The sequence below is a fragment of the Limnospira fusiformis SAG 85.79 genome (assembly GCF_012516315.1).
In the GTDB taxonomy this organism is placed as follows: domain Bacteria; phylum Cyanobacteriota; class Cyanobacteriia; order Cyanobacteriales; family Microcoleaceae; genus Limnospira; species Limnospira fusiformis.
The window spans coordinates 6,228,655-6,249,595 of sequence record NZ_CP051185.1 but is presented as its reverse complement, the minus strand read 5'-3'; the positions used below and the strand labels follow the sequence as shown (position 1 = coordinate 6,249,595).

The 20,941-nt window shown below is 45.9% G+C and carries 27 protein-coding genes and 1 pseudogene; 12 read left to right on the top strand and 16 right to left on the bottom strand.

The window, feature by feature from the left end:
* Positions 1 to 66 precede the first annotated feature (66 nt).
* From HFV01_RS29230 to HFV01_RS29220, 3 genes are all read right to left on the bottom strand, one after another.
* On the bottom strand, positions 67 to 864 hold the full coding sequence (locus tag HFV01_RS29230; RefSeq protein WP_006622814.1) for an MBL fold metallo-hydrolase: 798 nt from the start codon (positions 862 to 864) through the stop codon (positions 67 to 69).
* Between the two features lie 56 nt (positions 865 to 920).
* On the bottom strand, positions 921 to 2,858 hold the full coding sequence (locus HFV01_RS29225; RefSeq protein WP_006622813.1) for a peptidoglycan D,D-transpeptidase FtsI family protein: 1,938 nt from the start codon (positions 2,856 to 2,858) through the stop codon (positions 921 to 923).
* 101 nt (positions 2,859 to 2,959) lie between these two features.
* The gene (locus tag HFV01_RS29220) at positions 2,960 to 3,538 is read right to left on the bottom strand and encodes a hypothetical protein (RefSeq protein ID WP_006622812.1); all 579 of its coding nucleotides are present in this window, start codon (positions 3,536 to 3,538) and stop codon (positions 2,960 to 2,962) included.
* 654 nt (positions 3,539 to 4,192) lie between these two features.
* Here HFV01_RS29220 and HFV01_RS31535 point away from each other — a divergent pair.
* Together HFV01_RS31535 and glgB are read left to right on the top strand one after the other, a co-directional pair.
* A pseudogene (locus HFV01_RS31535) lies at positions 4,193 to 4,589 on the top strand (zinc ribbon domain-containing protein); the annotation flags it as partial.
* Between the two features lie 52 nt (positions 4,590 to 4,641).
* On the top strand, positions 4,642 to 6,948 hold the full coding sequence (glgB, locus tag HFV01_RS29210; RefSeq protein WP_008056071.1) for a 1,4-alpha-glucan branching enzyme: 2,307 nt from the start codon (positions 4,642 to 4,644) through the stop codon (positions 6,946 to 6,948).
* A gap of 214 nt (positions 6,949 to 7,162) precedes the next feature.
* Here the strand turns inward: glgB and HFV01_RS29205 are convergent, their stop codons facing one another.
* Complete coding sequence (locus HFV01_RS29205) at positions 7,163 to 7,948, bottom strand: 2-phosphosulfolactate phosphatase family protein (RefSeq protein WP_006622807.1); 786 nt, start codon at positions 7,946 to 7,948, stop codon at positions 7,163 to 7,165.
* Between the two features lie 77 nt (positions 7,949 to 8,025).
* On the opposite strand from HFV01_RS29205, the gene dacB reads away from it, so the two are divergent.
* From dacB to HFV01_RS29190, 3 genes are all read left to right on the top strand, one after another.
* Positions 8,026 to 9,450 (top strand): D-alanyl-D-alanine carboxypeptidase/D-alanyl-D-alanine endopeptidase, encoded by a 1,425-nt coding sequence (gene dacB, locus HFV01_RS29200; RefSeq protein WP_006668932.1) that lies wholly within the window; start codon positions 8,026 to 8,028, stop codon positions 9,448 to 9,450.
* Between the two features lie 23 nt (positions 9,451 to 9,473).
* A complete protein-coding gene (locus tag HFV01_RS29195) occupies positions 9,474 to 10,028 on the top strand; it encodes a hypothetical protein (protein ID WP_006622805.1) in 555 nt (184 codons plus the stop codon).
* Between the two features lie 91 nt (positions 10,029 to 10,119).
* Positions 10,120 to 11,940, top strand: coding sequence for an ABC-ATPase domain-containing protein (locus tag HFV01_RS29190; RefSeq protein ID WP_193520676.1), 1,821 nt, complete (start codon positions 10,120 to 10,122; stop codon positions 11,938 to 11,940).
* Positions 11,941 to 12,223: 283 nt separating this feature from the next.
* Here HFV01_RS29190 and HFV01_RS29185 read toward each other — a convergent pair whose 3' ends face one another.
* From HFV01_RS29185 to HFV01_RS29165, 5 genes are all read right to left on the bottom strand, one after another.
* Positions 12,224 to 12,478 (bottom strand): type II toxin-antitoxin system VapC family toxin, encoded by a 255-nt coding sequence (locus tag HFV01_RS29185; protein WP_006622802.1) that lies wholly within the window; start codon positions 12,476 to 12,478, stop codon positions 12,224 to 12,226.
* 189 nt (positions 12,479 to 12,667) lie between these two features.
* Positions 12,668 to 12,934, bottom strand: coding sequence for a hypothetical protein (locus HFV01_RS29180; RefSeq protein WP_006622801.1), 267 nt, complete (start codon positions 12,932 to 12,934; stop codon positions 12,668 to 12,670).
* Between the two features lie 52 nt (positions 12,935 to 12,986).
* Complete coding sequence (locus HFV01_RS29175; protein WP_152343995.1) at positions 12,987 to 13,199, bottom strand: hypothetical protein; 213 nt, start codon at positions 13,197 to 13,199, stop codon at positions 12,987 to 12,989.
* 39 nt (positions 13,200 to 13,238) lie between these two features.
* Entirely contained in the window at positions 13,239 to 13,529 is a 291-nt protein-coding gene (locus HFV01_RS29170) for a hypothetical protein (RefSeq protein WP_006622790.1), read from the bottom strand.
* Positions 13,489 to 13,851 carry a DUF6972 family protein gene (locus tag HFV01_RS29165; protein ID WP_006622789.1) on the bottom strand — a complete coding sequence of 121 codons (363 nt, stop codon included), beginning with the start codon at positions 13,849 to 13,851 and terminating at the stop codon, positions 13,489 to 13,491. Before HFV01_RS29165 ends, HFV01_RS29170 begins: the two co-directional genes overlap by 41 nt.
* Before the next feature lie 738 nt (positions 13,852 to 14,589).
* On the opposite strand from HFV01_RS29165, the gene HFV01_RS29155 reads away from it, so the two are divergent.
* The 3 genes from HFV01_RS29155 (at position 14,590) to HFV01_RS29145 (ending at position 15,506) form a co-directional block, all read left to right on the top strand.
* A complete protein-coding gene (locus HFV01_RS29155; RefSeq protein ID WP_192808262.1) occupies positions 14,590 to 14,826 on the top strand; it encodes a hypothetical protein in 237 nt (78 codons plus the stop codon).
* Positions 14,827 to 15,081: 255 nt separating this feature from the next.
* A complete protein-coding gene (locus HFV01_RS29150) occupies positions 15,082 to 15,282 on the top strand; it encodes a type II toxin-antitoxin system HigB family toxin (RefSeq protein WP_235720187.1) in 201 nt (66 codons plus the stop codon).
* A gap of 2 nt (positions 15,283 to 15,284) precedes the next feature.
* Positions 15,285 to 15,506 carry a hypothetical protein gene (locus tag HFV01_RS29145; RefSeq protein WP_006622783.1) on the top strand — a complete coding sequence of 74 codons (222 nt, stop codon included), beginning with the start codon at positions 15,285 to 15,287 and terminating at the stop codon, positions 15,504 to 15,506.
* Positions 15,507 to 15,758: 252 nt separating this feature from the next.
* Here the strand turns inward: HFV01_RS29145 and HFV01_RS29140 are convergent, their stop codons facing one another.
* The 3 genes from HFV01_RS29140 to HFV01_RS29135 form a co-directional block, all read right to left on the bottom strand.
* On the bottom strand, positions 15,759 to 15,914 hold the full coding sequence (locus tag HFV01_RS29140) for a hypothetical protein (protein WP_187758228.1): 156 nt from the start codon (positions 15,912 to 15,914) through the stop codon (positions 15,759 to 15,761).
* Between the two features lie 72 nt (positions 15,915 to 15,986).
* Positions 15,987 to 16,121: a hypothetical protein gene (locus HFV01_RS31530; RefSeq protein ID WP_318286050.1), complete on the bottom strand. Its 135-nt coding sequence runs from the start codon at positions 16,119 to 16,121 to the stop codon at positions 15,987 to 15,989.
* A complete protein-coding gene (locus HFV01_RS29135; RefSeq protein WP_006622779.1) occupies positions 16,118 to 16,273 on the bottom strand; it encodes a hypothetical protein in 156 nt (51 codons plus the stop codon). Before HFV01_RS29135 ends, HFV01_RS31530 begins: the two co-directional genes overlap by 4 nt.
* Before the next feature lie 415 nt (positions 16,274 to 16,688).
* Here HFV01_RS29135 and HFV01_RS29130 point away from each other — a divergent pair, with 415 nt between their 5' ends.
* The gene (locus HFV01_RS29130; RefSeq protein ID WP_006622777.1) at positions 16,689 to 16,940 is read left to right on the top strand and encodes a hypothetical protein; all 252 of its coding nucleotides are present in this window, start codon (positions 16,689 to 16,691) and stop codon (positions 16,938 to 16,940) included.
* 98 nt (positions 16,941 to 17,038) lie between these two features.
* Here HFV01_RS29130 and HFV01_RS29125 read toward each other — a convergent pair whose 3' ends face one another.
* The 4 genes from HFV01_RS29125 to HFV01_RS29110 all read right to left on the bottom strand — a co-directional run bounded on the left by HFV01_RS29125 (position 17,039) and on the right by HFV01_RS29110 (position 19,416).
* Entirely contained in the window at positions 17,039 to 17,746 is a 708-nt protein-coding gene (locus tag HFV01_RS29125; RefSeq protein WP_187758226.1) for a hypothetical protein, read from the bottom strand.
* Positions 17,739 to 18,932, bottom strand: coding sequence for an AAA family ATPase (locus HFV01_RS29120; protein WP_048895302.1), 1,194 nt, complete (start codon positions 18,930 to 18,932; stop codon positions 17,739 to 17,741). Before HFV01_RS29120 ends, HFV01_RS29125 begins: the two co-directional genes overlap by 8 nt.
* Before the next feature lie 124 nt (positions 18,933 to 19,056).
* The gene (locus HFV01_RS29115) at positions 19,057 to 19,179 is read right to left on the bottom strand and encodes a type II toxin-antitoxin system HicA family toxin (protein ID WP_108615277.1); all 123 of its coding nucleotides are present in this window, start codon (positions 19,177 to 19,179) and stop codon (positions 19,057 to 19,059) included.
* Positions 19,180 to 19,416, bottom strand: a complete 237-nt coding sequence (locus HFV01_RS29110) for a type II toxin-antitoxin system HicB family antitoxin (protein ID WP_193520675.1) — start codon at positions 19,414 to 19,416, stop codon at positions 19,180 to 19,182. It abuts the gene before it with no gap.
* An 84-nt stretch (positions 19,417 to 19,500) separates the two neighbouring features.
* Between HFV01_RS29110 and HFV01_RS29105 the strand changes: the two genes are divergently transcribed.
* The 3 genes from HFV01_RS29105 to vapB all read left to right on the top strand — a co-directional run bounded on the left by HFV01_RS29105 (position 19,501) and on the right by vapB (position 20,939).
* Complete coding sequence (locus tag HFV01_RS29105; protein WP_006622773.1) at positions 19,501 to 19,872, top strand: type II toxin-antitoxin system RelE/ParE family toxin; 372 nt, start codon at positions 19,501 to 19,503, stop codon at positions 19,870 to 19,872.
* Between the two features lie 4 nt (positions 19,873 to 19,876).
* Positions 19,877 to 20,200 carry a helix-turn-helix domain-containing protein gene (locus HFV01_RS29100; protein WP_006622772.1) on the top strand — a complete coding sequence of 108 codons (324 nt, stop codon included), beginning with the start codon at positions 19,877 to 19,879 and terminating at the stop codon, positions 20,198 to 20,200.
* A 520-nt stretch (positions 20,201 to 20,720) separates the two neighbouring features.
* Positions 20,721 to 20,939 carry a type II toxin-antitoxin system VapB family antitoxin gene (vapB, locus tag HFV01_RS29095; RefSeq protein ID WP_006622770.1) on the top strand — a complete coding sequence of 73 codons (219 nt, stop codon included), beginning with the start codon at positions 20,721 to 20,723 and terminating at the stop codon, positions 20,937 to 20,939.
* Positions 20,940 to 20,941: the final 2 nt, after the last annotated feature.

Sequence of the window (20,941 nt, the reverse complement as noted above, 5' to 3'; positions counted from 1 at the left end):
GGACACCATCCACCCCAGACCAGGGGCGGCGGTGTGCTACCCATTATCTATCACCCATTACCCCCATTATTTAGTTGGCATTTCTACCAAAAATTTACCATCTTCAAAAACAAAAGTTTGCCCCCGTTTAATAAACCCTTGAAAGCCATCCTGTTGAGGATTAGGCAGCGAACCTGGCGGGTAGTGATACAGCCAAATTTTATTTTTAATCTTGTCGGGTAGGGTGATAAGTTCCTGATAGTGAGCATGAACACCCCCAGTAACTGGAGCCGTATTGCAATCATGAAAAATCAGATTAGCACTTTCATAAAAACCCTGCAATTTTTGCGGACAATACTTAGTATCCGTAGTCAAAAACACCTCAACTCCCCCCACGGAGAAACTCAGACCATAACTAGGAACATCCTGATATTTGTCTTGAATATGAATAGTAGGAACCAAAGTAAAATCAACCCCTTCCCAAGTAAAACCAGACCCCGGAGAAATCGGTTCAATATCAAAATAGGTTTCTAATGTAGCCAAATCATCTTCAATAGAAGTCATACTTCCCGCCAGACAATTATTCCATACCAGGTCAACCAGTTCTTGGCTCAGGTAAAGTTTAGGGCGTGAGCAATTAGGGTCAAATTTAGTCGTAAACCCCATATATTCCAAGCCTCCCGTATGGTCAGCATGAATATGGCTAATATAAATATCAGTAACATCTCGATAAGACCATCCCAACTGATACAGAGAATGTCGCAGATCACTCCCACAGTCAATCAACAGTTTCCGATTATTTTCTGCTACCAGCATCATATTAGATTGAAAGTTATCAGCCCCCACGGTAAAGGCTGAACCCGAACCTAAAAATATTAGCTTCATGACATGATCAGGTCGATGGATGTTCAAATTTAATCATATAGCCTGGTGAAGTCCCACTAAAACTTAGATGGGGGTATCTGTTCAACTTTAATCAGCCCCTCCATTACTGACCTAACAATGGGAGCAGCCACCAATCCACCACTTCCCCCTTCTGGTTCATCCACTACCGCTACAACTACATAGCGAGGGTTGTCCACGGGGATAATACCAACAAAGCTGGCAATATAAGCCCCCTGATAATAACCACCCGTAGAACTAGCTTTTTGAGCAGTTCCGGTTTTTCCAGCAATGCGATATCCGGGAATGTGGGCATTTTTACCAGTCCCATCCGTAACTACAGTTTCCATCATCTCCAAAACGGTTTGGGCGGTTTCTGCGGAAAAAACCTGCTCCGGTTGTGGGATGGAAGTTTGCAAGTAGGACTGTCCCTGGCTATTAAACAACCCTTGTACGACATGGGGTGTTACCAACTTACCACCATTGGCTAAAGTAGCATTGATTTGGGCTAATTGCAGAGGAGTAATCGACAATCCCTGACCAAAGGAACTGGTAGCAATCTCAATCGGTACATTCACAAAGTCTTCAGCACTTTTCAGCAGACCAGTCGCCGCAAAGGGTAAGTCAACATTAACGACTTTCCCCATACCTAGACGCTGTAGACCCTGATAATAAACTTTTGGGTCCAGGCGTTGCACAATCCGCACCACGCCGATATTACTCGAATATTTGACGATATCGGTAATCGACACATTGCCCCTAGCACCTGCGGAACTATAATCAGCATTAGAGATAGTCCAAGGTCCGATCTGAATGCTACCTTCATCATTAATGTAACTATCTGGTGCGATCGCCTTAGCCTCTAAAGCTAAAGCCACTGCTATCGGCTTAAAGGTAGAACCGGGTTCATATAAATCCGTCAAAGCCCAATTTTTAAATAGTTCCTTGTCAAACTTATAGTAATGATTAGGATCATAAGAAGGCTCATTCACCAACGAAAGTATAGAACCATCTTCGGCATCCATAACAATCACAGTTCCCCGTTTGGCGTTAAAAGCCTCCACCTGTTCCGCTAGGGTGCTGCGGACAATGCGCTGCATACGAGAATCAATGGTTAGCCGCAATTCTAGGTCATCCATTTGGATAAAACCCCCAGCCAGTTGAGAGGGAACCCATGCGCCATTTACCGCCCGTTGGAACAGCAGGGAAGGCATACTACGTTTAAGCAGGTTTTCCTGACTATACTCAACTCCGGCTTGACCTCGGCCTTCTTTGTCTACATAACCGACAACATCAGCAGCTAAATTTTGTTGGGGATAAAGTCGCCGCCGCTCAGGAACTAATTCTAAGCCATCAATCTGTAATCGGAGAATCCTGCGCCTCACCTGTTCTGATAACCCATCCGCCACCTTTAGACCACTCTGGGCTACATTAAATAAATTCAGCAGTTCCTGAGTGGTGGGACTGCTTAGATCAGTCCTTACCACTACTCCGGCTAGTTGCTGGGCGATTTCCTCCGGCGGGCTTTTAAACAAAACTGGGTGAGCATACAGGGTATATATCTGCTGATCAAAAGCCAGAATTGTACCATTGCGATCGCTAATGGGACGACGGGGAATAAACGGTAGAGAACGCTGTTGTTGCTGATATTCAGCTTTTTCTTGCAGAAAAGGACCTTCGATGATTTGCAGATGAAATATGCGAATACCTAGCCCGAAAATTCCCGCCAGTAGGATTAACCACACCAAGTACAGGCGAACCGGACTGCATTTAGCGGACTTAATCGGCTTTGGCCTCCTGTGGGAGACTCTGCTAGAGGGTTTAGAGATTAGATTTTTTGGGGGATGGTAAACACTAGCAGAACCTGGCGATCGCATAGTGTCGCCTTGGCTGTATCGCTTCTTGATTCTGCCCCGTAATGGTTGACGATTACCACGGGAAGAAAAACCAGATTCATGCGATCGACTCGAACCCGAAGAATAATCAGAAGAAGCCATTGGCTATTTCACCCTGCTAGTATTAACCAACTGTGTTCGATCTTTACGCGCCATTGTCCCAGAAGCACTCCTATCATGGGTCGAGAAGCATTACCTGACTGCTAATAAGCCAAAGGCCGATTTGTTTGAGGAGGCGAAGACCAGGGAGGATTGACAATCGAGGAAAGTTCTCGCCCCGTAGCTGGACGCGGAGGGGCTGGTTGCACATATATAATATTATCAGGGGTAGGAATTTCCAAACCCGCATCAGGGTCACCGGCCGATTCTACAATAGTATGTTTGAGTATTTCCTTAGCCAGGCGCAGTTGTTGCTCTTGTTGTCGCAGATGTTCTAGTCTCGGATATTGTCCTGTCCAGCGAGACTCCCCATAAACCTTCAGCCCATAGAAAGTCATAGCACCCCCCATCAAAACACAGGCTGCGATCGATGACAGTTGTTTAACAGTAATTAGAGATTTTAACCATAGGGGTAGTTCCTGCGTCCTGGGCAGAACTTCCACCACTGTAGTTTGAGCCTCTATGGTGCTGATGGGAGGTTCCTGTCGGGAGTAGGGAGCCGGTTTGACCCGGTTCTGACGAATGCGATCGAGAGAAACCACATTGTGAGGATTTTGGACTACAACAAAAGGGTTCACCTCGACCCGTTTACTGGGGCGGCGGGGTTTAAACGCAACAGCCATCACTTACACCTGATCACAATGTTTAGTTACTTAGTTTTGCCCAGACCTGATCCGGCAACCACAAAAACCTACTGTTATAGTACCACAGATGATATGCTCTGGTATATCTTGAACAATTAATTAATTTTGGCTGATAAATTAAATGTCCCAAGTTTCACCCAGCTTTGTATACTTGTGTTAAATTAGCCACCAATCCAAATGCCCGATTTTGTAACGGCAATACTTGGGGGGAAACTCCTGGGACCTGATCGCGGCTCAAATTCACCGAGCAATTAGCCAATTGGCGATCGAGGAATTAAGGCTGATTGGAACCGATGATCTAGCTGACAGTTGACCAATGTGGTTGTGTGCTGCCTCCAGAACACACACCGAAACCTGGCTGGCTACCCCATAGCCTAAATGCCTTTTTCGATCTAGGGACTGTAGGTTCAGAACCGCGTTTCTGTGCTGGCAGTCGAAGAAATCCCATTAAATTGAATTTGTGGGAGCATGATTTAATCTCAAATTAGGTTAACATTTTACGGCAATACGGTATAATACCAAGTATGGTGCGAGACCTTCGGGTATGAAATAGAGCTGAAATGGGCGTGGGGACTACCCGGTGAGGACTTCAACCCCTTGGTTGATTGGATCGCATCCCTGGCCATCCCATAACACAGCCGGATTTTTTGGCCCACCTTCGAGACTTCCAATATGGTTGCCAAGGTGAAGCGTCTAATCAGGTCTAAGACTGCCCGCGCCATGCTGACATGGGCGCATTATCGATTCAAACTAACCCTGAGACATAAGCGCGGAAATAACTGGAACCACAGTTGTAGATGTGACCGAAGAATACACCAGCAAAACCTGTACTCACTGTGGTCATGTCCATTCCCAGCTAGATGGCTCAAAAGTGTTCCGATGTCCTGAGTGCGGGTTCACTCTACCACGGGACTGAAACGGTGCTTTTGGAATCTTTCTAAAAGCTTTGCGGGATACCGCCTCTGTTATCTTAACGGGTAATAGTGCTATCGTCGCATTGTCCGGGAACAACCGGAAAAATGTCGCGTAAATGTATCAGTGTTAACTCTAGTAATCTTTTTGTTGTAGAGCGTTTGATATCCATGACCATAGCATTAGATCAGATTGACAAGATTGTTTGGAACCATCACCACGACCCCTTTGAAGTCCTAGGCCCCCATCAAATTGAGAAAGATGGAAAAAGCCTATGGGCCGTGCGAGCCTATCTCCCCACCGCTGATGCAGCATGGGTTGTACTACCCGAAGAACGGAAAGAGTACCCCATGTACTCCGTTCATAACCCCCACTTCTTCGAGTGTGTTATTGATATTCCCGAACTGAAAAACTATAAACTGCGCTTCAAGGAAGGGGAACACGAGCGCGTCACCCACGACCCCTATGCTTTCCGTTCCCCCAAATTAACCGATTTTGATATTCACCTATTCACCGAAGGTAATCACCATCGTATTTACGAAAAACTCGGCGCTCACCCCATGAACTTAAATGGCGTGGATGGGGTCTACTTTGCCGTTTGGGCTCCCAACGCTCGCAACGTCTCAATTCTGGGGAACTTTAACCACTGGGATGGTCGCAAACACCAAATGCGGAAATTTGGTAACGGAGTCTGGGAACTCTTTATTCCTGAAATTGGTGTAGGAGAAGCCTACAAATACGAAATCAAAAACTTCGAGGGTCACATTTACGAAAAATCCGACCCCTACGGTTTCCAACAGGAAGTCCGACCCAAAACCGCCTCAATTGTAGCTGAGTTAAATAACTACAAGTGGAACGATGACGAATGGATGGAGAAGCGGCGGAATACCGACCCTCTCGAACACCCCGTCTCTGTTTATGAATGTCACCTAGGTTCTTGGAATCGCGCTCCCTTTTCTGAACCCCACACATTACCCGATGGAACCGTTGAGCCTCCTGTACAGGCCGTAGAACTGGATCCCGGTAGTCGGTTCTTTACCTATCGGGAAATGGCCGATCAAATGATTCCCTACGTCAAAGAACTAGGTTTTACCCATATCGAAATTCTACCCGTTGCCGAACACCCCTTTGATGGGTCCTGGGGTTATCAGGTTACAGGCTACTATGCTCCCACTTCCCGGTTTGGCACTCCCGAAGATTTTATGTACTTCGTAGATAAGTGTCACCAAAACGGTATTGGGATAATTGTGGACTGGGTACCTGGTCACTTCCCCAAAGACGGTCACGGGTTGGCATTCTTTGACGGAACCCACCTTTACGAACACGGAGACCCCCGCAAAGGTGAACACAAAGGATGGGGAACCCTTGTATTTAATTACTCGCGTAATGAAGTCCGTAACTTCCTGGTAGCTAATGCTCTGTTTTGGTTTGAGAAGTATCACATCGATGGTATTCGGGTTGATGCTGTCGCTTCCATGCTTTACCTCAACTATTGTCGGGAAGATGGGGAATGGGTCGCTAACGATTATGGCGGGTGTGAAAATATCGAAGCTGCTGACTTCATTCGCCAGACTAACCATGTCATTTTTAGCTACTTCCCTGGTATCCTCTCCATTGCTGAAGAATCCACTTCCTGGCCAATGGTTTCCTGGCCAACCTATGTCGGTGGTTTAGGCTTTAACCTCAAGTGGAACATGGGTTGGATGCACGATATGTTGGATTATTTCCACATGGACCCCTGGTTCCGCCAGTTCCACCAAAATAACATTACCTTTAGTATGTGGTATCACCACAGCGAGAATTTCATGTTGGCTTTGTCTCATGATGAGGTCGTACATGGTAAAAGCAATATTCTCGGTAAAATGCCAGGGGATGATTGGCAAAAATTTGCTAATGTCCGCGCTTTATTTACCTATATGTTTGCTCACCCTGGTAAGAAAACTATCTTCATGGGGATGGAGTTTGCTCAATGGAAGGAGTGGAATGCTTGGGGAACCTTGGAATGGGAAATGTTGCAGTTTGATGCACACAAAGGGATTCAGCGCTTTTTTAAAGATATAAATACTCTCTACCGCAGTGAACCGGCTCTCTATGACCAGGACTTTGCGGAAGCCGGGTTCCAGTGGGTTGATTGTAGCGATAACCGCCATAGTGTGGTCTCTTTTATCCGCCGTTCTAAGGATACAGGTGAGTTTGTGGTAGTGGTTTGTAATTTCACTCCCCAACCCCATAGCCATTACCGCGTCGGCGTTCCCGAAGTCGGCTTCTATACGGAGTTGTTTAATAGCGATTCTGGTGAATACGGTGGCAGCAATATGGGTAATTTGGGCGGAAAATGGACTGATGAGTGGTGGTTCCATAATTATCCCCAATCCCTTGATTTGTGTCTGCCTCCTCTCGGCGTGCTGATTCTCAAGTTGGCTCAAGAGAAAACTGCTAAGGCTTTTCAGCAGTCGGAAACTGATGATGCACAATAAGTCTAATTAAAACATTGTGACAACAGAAAACCTGGTTTCTTTGCGGAAGCCGGGTTTTCAGTTGCTGCTCATAGAATATCAACCTGTCTTTCCTAATCAAGCATACTTCCAACCCTCACGCTCAACCCCTCTCCCATAGGCAGAGAGGGGAGTAATTCATCAATTATTTATGATCTAATAGCCAGAGAATTTTTCTTAGCCATCAATAAACAGCCTATAAGGGGAGGGATTGTTCAATCCAATATTGAAGACTCTGCATTTTCATTTTCGATTTAATCAAGACCCCTGGTTCGCTTTGGATGGGTAGCACGGTTACAATGTCTGTGTCAGCGCAATATTTCAGGTCGTCGTAGCATTCGAGACGTGCTAGACGTTGACCATGGCTGGCGGTATTCATGAGTTTGTATAGTTGATTTTGCCATTGGTAATAAAGGGCTACAGCACCGAAAACCTCATCATTCCCCCCTAGGTTATCTATGGGATAACCCATTTCTGAACACAAGCTATTAATAATGGCTCCGGCACAGGCGGTGTCTTCTAGGGAAAAGCTACCTTCCCAACCTGATGCTACTATCCAGATGGTTTCTGGTTTGGTGGTCATTAGATATTCTACGACGGTTCGGCGATTTACTAAAGCTGATGTGATTACTACGGGGGCATTCTGAACCTTCTGGAGGGCGCGGGTCCCGTTAGTGGTGGTCATAAAGAGTCGTTTACCTTCAACCACTTCTGGGGTACAGTTGAGGGGAGAATTACCTAGGTCACAACCTTCGACTTTTTGCCCCCCCCTTTCACCAACTCGTAGGCGTTTGTCGGCGGGCCATTTTTCGCTGACTTCCATGAGTTCATCGATATCGCTGAAGACTTGCACGGCTTCCGCCCCTGCGTTCAGAGCTGTGGCTATGGTGGTAGTGGCTCGGAGTACATCAACAACGATCGCACAATCGGGAATGCTGTCTGTAGGAGTTAATTCGGGGGTATGGTAAACAAAAATTTTCACGACGGTTATATGTATTAAATTAATACTGACAGTTTATATATTTCCACATCTGTGTGGCAATTCTCCAAATAAGGACTATGAAATCAATTGCGATCGCTCTCTTTTCGACTCTGATCAGTTTCTCTGTGCCGGTTATGGCCAACGAACCTAGGTCTATATGTCCAGCGGTACTAGAAACTGAAATTAATGCGATCGCCCTTGACCCCAAATTCTCTCGTTCCCGCTGGGGAATTATGGTTGAGTCCCTAGACTCTGGCCAAGTTTTATATAGTCTGGACTCGGAGCGTTTTTTTCTCCCCGCCTCGACGATTAAACTCTTAACTACGGTGGCGAGTATAGAAACACTAGGGCCAGATTTTCGCATCCGTACTTCTGTTTATAGTAGTGGCAATGGCAATGTTTATATTGTCGGAAGAGGTGACCCGACCATTACTAATACTGAACTGGAAAGTTTAGCCCAACAATTGCGCGATCGCGGTATTTCCCAAATTGATACCTTGGTGGCTAAGGACGGATATTTTCCGGGGATGACTGTCAATCCTAACTGGGAATGGGAAGATGTACAAGCGGGTTATGGAGCCCCGGTTAATAGTCTGATTTTACATCAAAATTCCCTAGATTTAAAACTCTGGCCGACTGAAAATGTGGGGCAACCTTTACGAGTAACCTGGGTTAGACCTGAACAAGGAATCGGCTGGCAAATTGATAATCAAACCCGGACTGTTAGCACTACAGAACCTGAATTTGTAGCGATTGGGCGCTCTTTTACGGAACCGATTATTCGGGTGTCTGGGCAGTTGCATATTGGGGCGGAACCAGAAAATGTTTTTGCGGCTGTTGTTAATCCGGGCGCCAACTTTTTGGAGGGATTCACAACCATATTATCACAACAAGAAATATCTGTCAATAGGGGGATACTGGCTAATTATTCTCAGCGTTCGGAACCGGAAGTTGCCTGGGTGGAATCACCGCCATTGTCGGAATTGGTGAAGACTTTAAATATGCAAAGTAACAATGTATTTGCTGAGGCAATTGTTAGAACTTTGGGAGTCCAAAGACCTAGTTTGGATGCAGCCAGTTCGGGATTAAATATGATAGCGGAAGTGCTAGATAATTTAGGGGTTAGTCGGTCAGGATATGTACTGCGAGATGGTTCTGGGTTGTCTCGTCATAACCTGGCTACTCCCCAAGTGTTGGTGGCAACTTTGCGGGTAATGTGGAACTCTCCCCACTGGGAAATTTATCAAGATGCTATCCCGGTGGCGGGGGTCAGTGGCACTCTGGAAAGACGCTTTCAAAATACGCCAGCACAGGGTCAGGTATGGGCAAAAACTGGTACTATGAGAGGGATGTCTTCTCTGGCGGGTTATGTAAAATCTGAGAGTTATTCGCCGTTGGTTTTTGCTATCATAGTGAATCAGTCGAATTTATCAACTCAGGAATTACGAGAAGCTATTGATAGAATAGTAGTGCTTTTAAGTAGTTTACAACCCTGTGATTAGTCGATAAAATTAGAGGTAAAATTATGGCGAAAAGTCTGGGGGAACTGAAACAGGAATGGGATAGCCTTAATCAGAGATTAAATGAGGCGATCGCTGAATATCATGCCGTCCGCCGTATCCGGTCAGATTTTCAGGTAAAGTTGATATTTCCTGAAGATAAATCAGCGGCAGCCATGACCGAATTTCATCACCAAGAACAACAAGCGATCGCTGACCTGCCAGTTAACTTACAGCATATTGACCAAGATATTAAAGTGGCTGTAATGAAGGTCAAAAATCTGCAAGCATCTCTGAGAGCCAAGCAATCTCAAATGTATGAAACCCAAGCCCAAATTATCTGGGAAAAATTAATCAAGCAATCGGCAAAAATCAACAAATTATCAGATACCCTAGAGACAGAAATTAAAGTGTTGAGGGAAATCAACAACGAATTTGATGCTAGTTTAAGTCATCTACTTCCGGCCCCTCCGGTATTCGTGAAAATTGCAGCGAGGACATTTCCTTATATTTATGGCCATCACAACTATATAGAAATTGGCGAAAAACAGCTAAATATAGATGCGGATGAAATAGGGTAAAAATTGCGGACGATACAGCCCCGAATTTGCTAAAATATTATGGCGGCATGAAGGGCTGGTATAATATATATTTGAATGGTCAACTTTGCCGATGAATAATAAACAGTATCTGCATCAAAAATTACTAGACCTCGACAACCGAGGTTATAAAGCCTATAAAGATATATCGGGTGAATATGAATTTCCCGACTTTACCCTAATTATTGATTATGTCCAGGGCGATCCCTTTGCTTCCCCCAGTAAATTTCGGGTACAAATTCCACCAGCGATCGCCAATTTTCCGCCGCAACTATACAAAAACCCGATCCGAGAAGTGGCGCTAAGAGACTATCTTACCCGACAGTTTGACCGCGCGGCTTATGAAATTAGCAGTCGTCGGGGTACGGGTAAAAGTGGTATGATTGCGATTACCAGGGTTGGTCAGGAAGTGCTGGCGCGGACTTCCGCCTACTTAGTGGAGGTCGCTAACCGAACCCCGAAAACCATAGGAGGAAACCCGGCGCTACAACGGGGGAAACCGATAGCCGCCGCGTCGGAAAAAGGCATCGAAATTCGCTTTTTTGTGGGACTCCCAGCCAGGGGTCGCAATATTCTGGGTCGCCAAGCGGTGGCTATGTTATGTGAGGATATTCCGGCTATTGTCGATCGCGCCCTCAAATACGAAAACCTAGACCAAGCAGCCTGTCAGCGTCACGTGGAAACGGTGGAAGATACGGAAAGTCTGCGACAACAATTAGGCGATCATTCCCTGGTAGCTTTTATTGCTAATAATGCTATTTTACCGCGCCAAAGTGGGGTGAATGACCGCCCCTTATCGAGGGAAAATGCGATCGCTTTTCAGTCTCCGGGTTCCTTAGAAGTTGAACTAAACCGACCCAACGCGGGACCGATTAGGGGTTTGGGTATTCCTAGGGGAATTACGCTAATTGTGGGGGGTGGATATCATGGAAAATCGACTCTTCTTAAAGCTATTGAAAGGGGAGTTTATAACCATATCCCTGATGATGGCAGAGAATTTGTGGTGACGGACGCGGCTGCTGTGAAAGTGCGCGCCGAAGATGGTCGCAGTGTGGCGGGGGTGGATATTTCACCTTTTATTAATCAGCTTCCCCAAGGGCGATCGACTACTGATTTTTCCACGGAAAATGCTAGTGGTAGCACGTCCCAAGCGGCTAATATTATGGAAGCCTTGGAAGCCTTAATTTTAGGAGAAAAACGGACTCCTCCGGTGTTACTGGTAGATGAGGATACGGCGGCGACTAATTTTATGATTCGCGATCGCCGAATGCAGGCTTTAATTGCGAAGGAACAGGAACCGATTACGCCTTTTATTGATAAGGTTAAACAACTATACGATGATTATGGGGTGTCTACTATTCTGGTGATGGGGGGAAGTGGCGACTATTTTGATGTGGCTGATACGGTGATAGCTATGGATAATTTTCAGCCAGTGGAATTGACCGAAAAAGCTAAGGCGATCGCCGCTGAATATACCACGGGTCGCACCTCAGAAGGGGGTCAAAAGTTTGGTAAGATTAAGCCACGGGTTCCCCTACCAGAAAGTCTTGATCCTAGTCGTGGAAAGCGAGATGTGCGGGTGAAAGTGCGAGATGTGGATGAGGTAAGTTTTGGGTCGGAGGATGTGGATTTATCGGCGGTGGAACAGTTGGTGTCTAAAGACCAATTAAAGGCGATCGCTGAGGCGATGGTTTACGCTAAAAACAGATACATTGATGGGGTAAAAACTCTCCCAGAAATTCTTGATCAAGTTATGGCAGATCTTGATGAAAAGGGTTTGGATATCATTAGTCCTTTTCCCCAGGGAGATTTAGCTATGTTCCGACGTTTTGAATTAGCGGCAGCTATTAACCGCCTACGAAGTTTGGAGGTTAAATCAGACGAGTTATCATGACACTAACCATTGTTACTGGTCACAGAAATGCCGATCAACCCGGTTTCTAGTTGACATCTTGGGGAAGATAGAGAAACCCTCACATCAGCCAGGTTTCTGAGTCTCAGGCGATATGGTATCCGCAATTGGAAGGCGATCGCTCCTACCAAAGAAACCCGGTTTCAGGGTTCAAGGAGAGGGAAAAAATAGGGTGCGATCGCGTAATTCCCTAACGCAATAAAGCAACAAATCCAGCTTGTTCAAAATGTTTATCATAAGCCAGTGCTTCTAATATATTTTGTTGTTACATAATTTTAAATGAGGTGCAATCTGTGTGACTCCATGCTTGATCGGGTCGGCTATGATATAACTCAAGTGCGCTTTTAAAGAGTTCATTGGTTTGACTGACAACTTGAATTTCAGAATTATCCAAGGCGTAATTAATAAATATCACAGCTTTTTCTCTATAAAAACGTCCCTTTCCCGAAAAAGCATTGAGTAATTCAGTAAACACCATTTCACTGGTGACAATAGACACATTTTTTAGATAAATTGCCATGTTTCTAGCTTGGGGATGTAGATCGTCATCGGGATTTACAGCTTGTTCACCAGTCGCTTAATATATTGCCCTCACCCTAAATCTGGATCCCAGAGAGGGAGAGGGACTTTGAGAGGTGATCAGATGATTTCTGAACAGACTGTAGTAAGGCAATCCAATAACCTGTATCCGCCAAGATTTTTTTCATGCTTATTCCTTGGGCGATCCATACAAATAGTGGTCTATATTCTTGGAGAAGTCCGTTGGTAGCTTGGTGTTTTCTTCTGCGATAATTTCAGAATTAATTTTATCTATAAACTTTAAAAAAGATGGTTCTTCTTGAGTTTCTGAATTTGATGCCGCCGAATCATCTTGTTGATTTTTGGCTTTGATGAAGAGTAAGAAGTTTAACACTTCTGTTACTAAAGGATCCGGGATTTGGGAAATCTCACGAATTAATTGTTCTCTTGCAGACATGGTTATATTCTCCTCAACGTTAATGCTTCTACGCTGCATTCAGCCTTACGGTCTATGATAATTCTAGCATGGGCGATCGCTCTGACTTATGCCAAGAAACCGGGTTTATAGCAAAATCTCTGTGAGGATGCAGAAACTCTGACAGAAGGTTTCTGAGTCTAGGGGATATGTTATCCGCAATTGGAGGGCGATCGCTTTTACATCCCGGAGAGAATCGTTGAGTTTCTAGGGTAAATATTTGTGGGCATCGGGTTTCCTTCCTCAACCCAACCTACCCCTATAACAAAAAGCGATCGCCTTGCTTTTACTCCGGTTGCCCAAACCGACCTGTGACTCGTTCGTATTCATCTTCCAGCAACCACATTTGACTTTCTTCGTAAGTATCACTGGTAAAGATAGATTTATAGTTTTCTGCCGGATTTTGAATCGAGAATTTACCGGATTGTTCTTTAACTAACATCAGAATATGAGGGGGTGAAAGCCAAGGGTCTACCCAGATTTCGGCAAACTCCCATTGTTTTTCTTCTCTGGTCGTAATTTGCGTTTTGGCGTTTTCAGGATTTTGTGGTGCGCGGTCTGGTGCGAGGTATGACATGATATTTCCCTGTGCTTTTTTTTATTTTTATTTCTCCATAGTGGAGAGGAATTCTCGTTCCATCTAATTTGAGGATATACCCAATTGGTTCGGCAAAAAATAATCCATAGCGTTCGTATTTGTCTTCTGAATCTTCCGCTCCCGTCCTTTCTCCTCTTTGCTTAATTTCCTCTCCCACCCTCTCCATTGTCTGGCGATCGTTAAATAAATAGACCATTCCTTCGGTTTTCAGTTCTCTTTGGGATTTTTCGGTTTCGGGTAAATGTTTGTCAATCAGACTGGTTCGGTTTTCTATATATATTTCTCTGTCAATACCACTCATCTGATTTGCTGTACTAGCTATCTCTCCATAATAAAAACCGGGTTGGCGTGTTCTAGTTGAGTGGCTAATTAAACGGCTTTACCATGATGTTGGTCTGTAATGGAAGATAAAGCAATGGCAAAAGATGTATCTAAAAAGACTTCAATCATCCTCAGTAATGGAGTTTCCGTATAGATACTGGTCAATGTTCTCGGACCAATCGGGCTTCCCTTGTAACTGTAAGGACTGGGCTGTTTGTAGAAATGTCTTGGGGGTGTCTTTAGGGGCAAATAGGGTTTCCACAGTAATTTTCACGTAAAACTCCTGGGAGGGTTGGAAGCTCCGTGATTTATCGCGGAGAGGAAAACCGACTCAAGCGGCTTTAGCCGCCAGCACCCCCTTGCGGGGTGGAGGGGTATGGTTGCCCCTCCATGGAGCTATGGTTGGCTCCGACTCCCTTGCGGGGTAATGTTTGCGCTTGCGCTAACGCGCACGCTGCGCGAACGCTAATGTTCAGAGTCGGTACTTTCCAAATCGCACTGTCTTAACCCCTTAGGACTGTTTAACGATTTGGTTCTAGTGCCTGGAACTAGCACGCATTCCAGGGTAGGAACTTTAACTCTTGCTCTGAACGTAGCCAGTTAAGGCTTAAGCTGGTCAGCTACCTGAAAGCGGGGGGCAGGAAGCCCCCGTGCTTCAGCCGGGGGTGCTGACTCTTGTTCCTACTTCTAGGTTTAAGGGCGATTCTAATTGCAAGGATTGACCATCAAATATGGCAGTGATTTCTTGACTGTTCATATAGATATTGTCTGGACAAGCAGGGTTGAGATTTTTGGTTTACAGCAATTGTACCTCAGAAACCGATTTTCTGGCACAATCTCTGTGAGGATGCAGAAACTCTCACAGAAGGTTTCTGAGTCTCAGGGGATATGGTATCCGCAATTGGAGGGCGATCGCTTTTACATCCCGGAGAGAATCGTTGAGTTTCTAGGGTAAATATTTGTGGGCATCGGGTTTCCTTCCTCAACCCAACCTACTTCCTGACTAACTCTTTAAGATTCGCAGAGGAAATCGCCTTTTTCGTTCTTGGGAGAGGAAATTTAAGGAGCGCGACGCAGACATTAAAACCGATGATATAATTGGGTAATATCCCTGAGTTTCATTATGCACGTTATCACACGCAAACGGCTCAATGAATTTGCAGCAAAGTACCCGGACACAGAAAGCGCATTGGCTCGTTGATATCAACTGGTGAAATCAGGAACATTTAATTCCTTTGTTGAACTTCGTAACGAGTTTCCCAGTGCTGACCAAGTTGATAACCTCACAGTGTTTAATATTGGTGGGAACAAAGTACGGTTAATAGCGGCGATTCACTATAATCGACAAAAAATTTATATTCGGGCAGTTTTGACTCATGCAGAGTATGATCGAGGAAAATGGAGAGAGTAAAAATGTTGAGCATTGATGAAACTCAAAAATTGTGGCAGCCCCTAGCAACTAAATTAGTCATTCCCCGCGATGAAGCCAGTTATCAAGATCTGGTTGATTGGCTCGATCGCCTGATTGATGAAGTTGGCGAAGATGAAGCACATCCTCTGGCTTCACTGATGGATATTCTCGGTGTTTTAATTGAACAATATGAAAGCGATCGGGTTCCTGAACTTCAAGACTGATGGTTTACTCTGAAGCAATGAGTTAAATCGGTCCATTTCTGATAATCGATCGCCCCTCTATTTCTCGATAAAATCACCCTGGGGATTTTTCACCACAGGGACACAGAGAACACCGAACAATGAGAGCGATCGCCTAGATTTGAAGAGTAATTTAATAAGAGCGATCGCTATCTACATTCCCCTACTTCAAATTGTCCAATTTTCTATTGCTAATCCTGCCACTTTGCTAAAGTCTCCATGATTACGAGTTAATCAAATCATTGGCTGAGAAAGCGCGATCGCCGCCATTCGCGCATCCATCTGAGCCAGTTGAATCGGTTGTGAGTTTAACTGGTCTAAGGTTTGGGAGGCGATCGCATCAAAAGGGAGAATGGGTAATCGTTGAAAGTCAGCTACTAGCGGTTCCATGATTTCATAACCTTTAACCAATTCATTGGGATAACGAGGGCGGTTAATCTAGGCATCACAGCCCAGCATTGGTTACTGAATTGTGATAATTGAAATCGCCAAATTATCGAGGGTATATTGAGCCATTCGTGCCAAAATATTGTGATCATCTGCCCCAGATTGACGTTGCAGAATGCTCAGATCATCTGTATCTAATAAATATCTCATTTGATTTCTGAGGGATCTAATACGGACTCATCGCCTCGGCGAATGGCTTGCCCTAATGCGAGGATTTCTTCAAAAGCCGGTTCATCTTTGAAAGAGCCGCTAATTTGCTCTAACCAGTTGCTCGATTTGGGATGGGCAATCTGTTTTTGCATCTGACAGAAGGTTTCTGAGTGTAGGGGATATGGTATCGGCAATTGGAGGGCGATCGCTTTCGTGGCTGCTAAGATTTAAGCAGATGTAGGCTGTGTCACCCTCTGCCAAAAATGATGGGAATAACCCAAATCTCCTATAGCGTTTCTCATCTCCATAAGGTACGGCCCTCACCCCAAACCCCTCTCCCAGAAAGGGAGAGGGGCTTTGAAACGTACCTCATGAGTCCGGGAACTGCTATAGCTTAGAGTCACAGCCCCTTGACCGGGGTAAAGGCGGGTTCGGGAGAATGGCAGTATTTGGCAAAAATTAGCCTGGGTATTTTCCTGGTAACGCCCCTACTTTTGGGCTTGAATTGCATCGTTGCCATTTGTATGGATTAGAGTTAAAATCGGAGCAGGTTAACTGAGTAAAATTATGTCAGAACATACCCTGATTCTATCTGAAAAAACTTATCAAGCCATCCTAGAAGTCGCCCAAAAACAAGGGTTAACTCCCGAAAGTTGGATTTTATCTCAACTTGAAAAACCCCAGCCTGAAGCGGAACCGTTATCTGAAAAAATCGGTGACTTAATTGGGGCGATCGATAGTCAAGCTGAACCATTACATCAGTTTGATTCAACTTATTTTGGCGCACATATTGATAAGAAAAACAGGGTTTATGACTGACCTCATGTCAGGGTTTTGTCTCATCACCCTTTTCAGGCGATCGCATCGAAGCCCCTAAAAATACACCTTGACAGAGCTAGAGAAAAAGCACCAAGCCCCTACTCCAAGGAACGGACTACCGTTAATACAGTCTGCTCAAAATTGGCGGCTTGGGTACAAAGTCCTTTGACTTGTGTCCAATGCTGGGTAATGCTTGGCCCATGAACTTGGTAATCTCGCTTGTTTTTCTTGATGCGCTGTCCCTTGGGTAGGGTTGCCAGTCTATTCTCTAGATTGACATTGCACTCCCCTTGGGCTAGGAGGGGATGCCCTGGAGCTAGTACCGCCGCTGCTAACCAGGTACCGGAGGATTGGGCAGGTAGGCAGAACACCGTCCGATCGCCAGGAGTAGCCCCTCCTAACCAGCTTTGAATCGCCATCATCAGAGCATCCACCGTATCAGCTACGGGAGGACAGGGCTGTGAGCAGGGGAGAGTTCCCCACTTGTTCTGCTGCGCTAATTCTGTCACTGCGGGTCCACAATTGTCATATTCACCCGTCGATACATCCACATCCACATGAATAATCAGCACATCAAAGCTCATCAGGGTGGGGTCCGTATCCAGGGAGCCATGATGCCTCTGTTGCGCCGCGTCACACCATTTCAGCACACCGCCCCAACCGCATCCCATTTGCGGTTGAGTCGCTTCCGGTTGCACCAGGGTCATGATAAATGGATCGGGTAAGATGGCTTTAAGGGCGGCTTGAATCACTTCCAAATCCGTTGGCCCTTCGGCTACTAGGGCAATTTTTAACGGATCAGACATTGGGCACCGCTCCTAGATGCCCCATAATCCAGAGGCGTGAGAGGGGATATTGCTGGTTCAGTTGAGTAAGTTCGGGGGTGAGTGTGAGGCGACGGATACAGGTTTGACCATTGCTATTGCGCTCTACCACAAACAGGCGCACCTCAGAATCCAGTAAGTCCAGACCATCGAGGGCGGCGGGATTATGGACCGTTAACAGCAGTTGGCGATCGCAGTCATTATCCTGAAGCCAGCCCGCAAGACGGGAAATCAGCCGGACCAGCAGTCGGGGATTCAGGGCTTGATCCAGATTGTCGATCGCCAGCAGTCGGGGAGCTTGGGGTAACAGGCAAAGCACCGCCGCCAAGATGACATAAAGTGCGCCTTCGCTGGCATCGTAGGCGGTGAGTTCGTTGCGGCTTTGGTTCATGAAGCGATCGCTGAATTTCAGGAGGAGCTTAGTCCGAGGCACCTTGGGCGAGAGCAGATTCGTTCCATAGCTGGTGGTTTGGATATCAGCCACCCAGTCGATCAACTCCAGCACTTGCTCCAGAATCTCCTCACCTTCTTCCCCTCTACCCTCTAAATATTCGCGCAGGGAGGCAAACCCTTCAGCGAGTAGTCCACCGCTCACACCCAGGGGGAGGCGCGATTGTTGGTCCGGGACAATGCCACGCAGAGTGGGAGTGTTCGGGCAGTAAATGGCAAATTCCTGGAGGCGCTGCATCAGTTGAGCCGCCGGATTCTGGGGGTCTAACTCCACCAACTGCAAGGCAGCCAAGCCCGCTTTGGGGTTGAGGTTCTTCTTGTTGCGAATGCCATCAGAAAGAATTTCCTGATTGCCGTCGCTGAGGACTTCGGTTTTATAGGACCAAGCCGGTTCAGGGGAATCGAGGGGGTTGAGCAAAGAAACGCGATAGGCTTCGTTACCTGAGCCGGTGACCTCAATGGCAATGTGGGCCGGAGTGCGATCGGTCGCAAAAGAGCTTTTATACAGCCTGGGTAAGCCCGCCCGCACCCCACGACGCAGCAGGCTTTCATCATCAACCACGCCATTAGCTGCCGCGCCTAAGACTCCCAGAGCTTCCAGCAAGTTACTTTTGCCCGCTCCATTGGCCCCAATGAAGCAATTCACTCGACCAAGTTCTAGGGTGGCGGAGTAAATGGACTTGAAGCCTCGAATTGTGACCTCGCGAATCATCGTCATCAGTATCTTATCCCATCCTCTCCTCCCATCGGGGCAGCAACCTCTCCCTCACGGGTTCAAATAAAACCATTATGGCACAAAAGAGGCTAGGATGATTGCTGGTTAATTGAATCGGGGTCTTTTTTCACAAGTCCTCCTCGGTGAGATTGGCTACTTTCATCAATGCCTTTAAAGTGCCAATTTTTAATTCCTGATTACTATGGACAGGAATAGAGAGAATTTTGGGTTCTGGGGGATTGTCGTAAATCTAGTGGCTTCCTGTAATTCTCTGTAAAAACCAGCCCTGTTTTTCCACAATTTCGTCTGTGGGCTCTGTTTTTTTCCGGCTATTATTCGCAACACTCAGCCAACCCTCAACGGCGTCTTGTAAATTCTGCGTGACCTCTTCCCAGGTATCACCTTCGGTAATGCAACCGGGAAGGGCTGGGACTTCTACCCAATAACCCCCTTCTTCTGCTGGATGAATAATGGCTTTAATTTTCATCAACTTAGCTTCATCAGTTTCTTAAGTTCAGTCTAGCAGGATTCAGGGATTGACATGATATGCCAAAAGTAGCATAATTGAGGCATGAGTGAATTACTAAAACCAGTTGAGTGGGTTGGCAGTTCTCTTGAGGATTTAAAGGAGTTCCCGGAGGAGGTTCGGCAAGGTGTTGGTTATGCGCTATATCTGGCTCAATGTGGTGAAAAGCACCCGTCTGCGAAACCACTCAAAGGCTTTAAGGGGGCTGGGGTGCTTGAAGTTGTCGAAGATTTTGACGGAGACACTTATCGAGCCGTTTACACTTTAAAGTTAGCGGGGGTGGTCTATGTCCTCCACGCTTTTCAGAAGAAGTCAAAAAAAGGGATTGCCACGCCTAAGCAGGATATTGAGCTAATCGAGGGAAGGCTTAAACGTGCCAAAGAACATTACTCCGAACATTACATCAATCAGCAGTAAAAATATGAATCACCCGATTAAAGTACAAGCAGGAAGTGGCAATGTATTCGCCGATTTAGAGTTAGAAAATTCTGATGAATTACTGGTCAAGGCAGAACTTGCCCGGAGAATTAGTGGTATTATCGCCGCCCAAAATATGACTCAAACTGAGGCGGCAGAAATGTTGGGAATTGACCAGCCTAAAGTGGCGGCATTAGTGAATGGCAAGCTATCGGGTTTTTCCACGACTCGGTTGTTTCGTTTTTTAAATGCGTTGGGTCGGGATGTAGAAATCGTAGTAAAACCCAAGTCTTTCAGACAAGCTGAAACACGAGTGGTGGGGTTGTAAGGGAAGATTAAAGGCGATCGCTCCTAACTATCGCTCCTAACTATCGCTCCTAACTATCGCTCCTAACTGGGCTTGTTTTTCTTGACTTCACCATCAAAATCTCGTCCACTCCAACGGGTTTTTCAACCGGGTTGGCGCGACAAAGTGACAACTTCTCTGCCGCTTTCTGCTTCCTTTTTGCGGAGGTCTTCAAATTTTGAACTAAACGAAAATCTATGTTGCTGGCATTGATGGCCGGGATGTGTTATCTTGAAAACAAGAAAACTATAGCAATCCTAAATCAGTTGTGACATTTTCTTCTCCCCTCTCCCGTTCTGGGAGAGGGGTTGGGGGTGAGGGTCTTCCACAATTCATTTAGGAATGCTATAGGATTAAGTGAGTAAAAATCACTAGCTATAGTCCACTGGTTGGGCTTCCATAAACCCCCCGGGTGGACTGACCCCCATCAAATTCCGGCTTTTGTGAAAGCCAGATATGAGAGTTAATTGATTCATAGAGAGGCATATTTTTAAGTAAAAAAATGATAGAAAATGCCATTTTAAAAAATGTGGAAAAACTCCCAGAATCTGTCAAGCAGTCAGTTTTGGACTATACAGAATTTTTGGTGAACCGATATGCGGCAGACGCTGTTCAAACCGCCAAAGCACCCCAGCGAGGCGGACTGGGTATTTGGCAGGGTCAAATCTGGATGTCTGATGATTTTGATGAACCTCTGGAAGATTTAAAGGATTATATGTAAAG